This window comes from Psychrobacter sp. FME5 (assembly GCF_014861375.1).
Lineage (GTDB): Bacteria > Pseudomonadota > Gammaproteobacteria > Pseudomonadales > Moraxellaceae > Psychrobacter.
Window position 1 is genome coordinate 1 of sequence record NZ_RRYX01000177.1, and the last position, 3,077, is coordinate 3,077.

Below are 3,077 nucleotides of genomic sequence, written 5' to 3' on the forward strand. Positions count from 1 at the left end.
GTGCGAGGCATAGCGAACGATATCTTTTTTGTGTGAGAACTTAAAGATTAACCGTTCGCTATTTTTTTTGCCAGAAATTTATATCCAATGTTCAACACGCCCTAATATAACGATGCATAAAGGCTATGCCAGGTTTACTGAGTAATATCTCATTAAAGCGATAACTCGGGCAAAAGTGACTGCCGTTTTTTATCTCTATTTTCATTTTAGGCCCAGACGCATGGCTATAAAAGACATCGCTATGTTTCTTATTGGAAGCAATACGGTCATTTTGGCAGCTAATAAACAGCGCTGGTGTGTCCATGTCGGCATAGTCTTTATTATGATAGGGCGTTTGCGGAATAATGGCACGAACAGCACTGCGCTCTGTTGCCAAACGAAGCGCACCGCCACCGCCCATTGACCAGCCAATAGCACCCAAACGCTGGCTATCTATCTGATTGCCAACCGTGCTGTCATCAATAATATGATCAAGGGCTGCACTCAATTGAGTTGCACGATTGTCTGGATCGTCATAGATAGAGTTGGTGTTGATGGTAATAACCACAAACCCCCAAGAAGCCAGGCGCGGTCCCCACCACTTGATAGAGGCTTCATAAGACACATAACCGGGTATCACCGCGATACCGCCTAACAGACCACAGCCGCCAGCATTGGTTGGATAATGAATGGTTCCACCACCAAAGCCGTTTGCTAACTGGCGAGGCACATGCTTGCGAGCCACAGAAAAAGGACCGTTATCGCGGGTGTCTGAAAGCTCAGTTGCAGTAATGACACTATCAGTAATACAGTTCGACGTTGTTGCTACTGAAGATTTGGTTAATACTTTAAAGGCGGAATCTTTGGTTGAGAGTTCTTTGATTGGCAATGCTTTTTTTGGTAAAACTTTGATTTGTGTTACTTCGTTTGACGTGACCGCCGACACATTGATAGAAAAAAGCAGTGCGCTTATAGCGGTAATCAAGCGTGGGGAAACAGTATTTTTTAGCATGATAGATAATCTGTTATTGGTAAGTTGTGTTTTTCTGCAGGCGGAATAATAGTAGACAGTAATCCATTAGCTGTCAAAAATAACAGTCACCTCTCCAGTGTTGAGAGTAATCAGTAGCATTCGCCTCGGTTTTAAAGTGAAGCCACTATAAATAACACAACGCCAATAACACACCGAAACCTGAGTCTAGTAGCTGATGTGATAAAATAATAAGTCACGCATCGTTTTATCTTGAGCATAAGCTCAGATACTATCGTCTTACTCCCATCATCCATGTCTATCTAGCCTAGCTAAAAAAGGCATCCAATACAGTCAGTACTATTTTGAATAATACAAATAATGAAACCAAAAATAACCCCCAAATAAACCATCATAGCCGAGCGTCTGATACAGAGACGGTAACGGATCCAGATTATCAGCTGCCATTTTATGCGCCTTCATTGATATTAAAACTGACAATTTGCATGATTGGTATGTTTGCTTTTTTGCAGGTTTATTCTATTCAGGCAATTTTGCCCGTATTAATGATGGATCTGTCTGCAACCGAGGTACAAGCAGGAATGGTTGTTGGTGCCACGGTGATGGCAATTGCTATCATGTCACCGTTTTTGGGGATGCTGTCTGATGCCGTTGGCCGCAAATCTTTTATCGTTGGGGCATTGTTGTTTTTAGCGATACCCACTGCTTTGATCGCCCAAAGTCCCAGTATTGGCTGGATGGGGATGTGGCGGTTTATGCAGGGCTTGTCTGTACCGGGTATTACGGTGGTGACCATTGCTTATATTGGTGAAGAGTTCGAGGGCAGTGCTGTCACCGAGCTGATGTCGTTTTATGTGTCAGGTTCGGTACTCGGTGGGTTTCTAGGACGGTTTATACTTGGGCATTTACATGAGCTCATTGGCTGGCGTGCAGGCTATTATGTTATGGCAGCCATGACTTTAATAGGGGCGCTGTGGGTAGGTAAGATGCTGCCATCGTCACGGCACTTTGTGGCCAACCCCAATTTTCGTTCGGCAATGCAAACACTCGGTGAGCACCTGACCAATCGTTATGTAGTGACTGCCTGCCTATTGGGCGCTTGTGTGCTTTTTTCGCTAGTGGGTTGTTTTACCTTTATCAATCTGCATCTTGCTGGTACGCCTTATGAGTTAAGTACGGGCGCGCTTGCCAATATTTTTGCCGTATATTTAATTGGGGTTATCATCACGCCGTTATCGACCACCTTGCTACGCCGATTTGGGTCAGCACGTACCGTTCGAGTAGCGGTTGTGATATCGATGATTGGTGTGCTACTCACACTTGTGACGCCATTATGGGGCATTATCGTTGGGCTTGCCATTATGTCATCGGGCGTATTTGTCACCCAAGCTGCGACCATCAGTTATATTGCGGTAAATGTTAAAAAAGGCCGCTCCTTGGCTTCAGGTTTATATTACATGGGTTACTACGCTGGCGGCACTATGGGTGCATGGTTGTGCGGAATTGTCTACGCGCGTGGGCAATGGTCGCTCACGGTGTGGTTGTTGTTATTTGTACAAGTACTGGCCTTACTAATCGCCAGCGTTGGCATGGTAAAAACAAGGGCCAGCACGAATTAACTTATTCTTTTAAAGGCGTTTTTATCACTAGGGCATGTCCTCAATCTGAACGAAATCAACTAAATGGGCTAAAAATGGCTAAATCTTGCCAAACTGTGTCAAATAGCTGGCTAATATCTTGATATTATCTGTGCTATTTTCCTTGTTTGACTGCAATTTATCTCGTTTTTATCACCATTTTCAAAATGAGGACACGCCCTAGTTTGATATATCACAATCACAACAATATTTAAATGATAGTTATCGAATTGATAGTCGTATGATACTTACGCAAGCAGGCTTTACATGGTCTGGGTTTTTTCCTACTATCGAAAGGTGCTTTATTCAAAATAATGATAACCATGCTAGGGCGTGTCATCAATTAAGCCAAACGACACAAGAAACTAAGTGAATGGCACTAAGGAAATGACTGGCTAACTTATCATAGCGAGTGGCAATCGCACGATACTGCTTAATCTTGGCAAAGAAGTTCTCTATTAGGTGCCTCG

3 protein-coding genes are annotated in these 3,077 nt (G+C 43.6%); 1 reads left to right on the forward strand and 2 read right to left on the reverse strand.

Features of this window, described 5'->3' with window-relative positions; translation table 11 throughout:
• Window positions 1–91: 91 nt before the first annotated feature.
• Window positions 92–991 (reverse strand): dienelactone hydrolase family protein, encoded by a 900-nt coding sequence (locus EI161_RS13790; RefSeq protein WP_192529834.1) that lies wholly within the window; start codon window positions 989–991, stop codon window positions 92–94.
• Between the two features lie 464 nt (window positions 992–1,455).
• Here EI161_RS13790 and EI161_RS13795 point away from each other — a divergent pair, with 464 nt between their 5' ends.
• On the forward strand, window positions 1,456–2,589 hold the full coding sequence (locus EI161_RS13795) for an MFS transporter (protein ID WP_192529836.1): 1,134 nt from the start codon (window positions 1,456–1,458) through the stop codon (window positions 2,587–2,589).
• A 357-nt stretch (window positions 2,590–2,946) separates the two neighbouring features.
• Here EI161_RS13795 and EI161_RS13800 read toward each other — a convergent pair.
• On the reverse strand, window positions 2,947–3,077 hold a 131-nt coding region (locus tag EI161_RS13800), incomplete at its 5' end, for a transposase (RefSeq protein WP_192529714.1).